The sequence below is a fragment of the Sphingomonas sp. 35-24ZXX genome (assembly GCF_000786215.1).
Lineage (GTDB): Bacteria > Pseudomonadota > Alphaproteobacteria > Sphingomonadales > Sphingomonadaceae > Blastomonas.
The window spans coordinates 1-440 of record NZ_JROG01000030.1 but is presented as its reverse complement, the minus strand read 5'-3'; the positions used below and the strand labels follow the sequence as shown (position 1 = coordinate 440).

At 66.1% G+C, this 440-nt stretch carries 1 protein-coding gene; it reads left to right on the top strand.

Annotated elements, in window-relative coordinates; translation table 11 throughout:
* Positions 1-440 (top strand): UDP binding domain-containing protein (locus tag LI72_RS18655; protein WP_033927485.1); only part of this gene is annotated, 440 nt, incomplete at both ends.

The window sequence follows — 440 nt, the reverse complement described above, 5'->3', positions numbered from 1 at the left end:
CTTGCGACCAAGATCACCTTCATCAACGAGATGGCCGATCTGTGCGAGAAGGTCGACGCCAACATCCAGGACGTCTCGCGCGGCATCGGCCTCGATGGCCGCATCGGGTCGAAATTCCTCCACGCCGGCCCGGGCTATGGCGGCAGCTGCTTCCCCAAGGACACGCTCGCGCTGATGAAGACCGCGCAGGACCATGAAGCGCCGCTGCAGATCGTCGAGGCGGTGGTGCGGGTCAACGACCTGCGCAAGCGCGCGATGGCGCGCAAGGTGATCGCGGCGATGGGCGGCGATGTCGAGGGCAAGCGCATCGCGATGCTGGGCCTGACCTTCAAGCCGAACACCGACGACATGCGCGATGCGCCTGCAATCGTGATCGCGCAGGGGCTGATCGACGCGGGCGCCGAGGTCGTGGCTTATGATCCCGAAGGCATGGAGGCGGC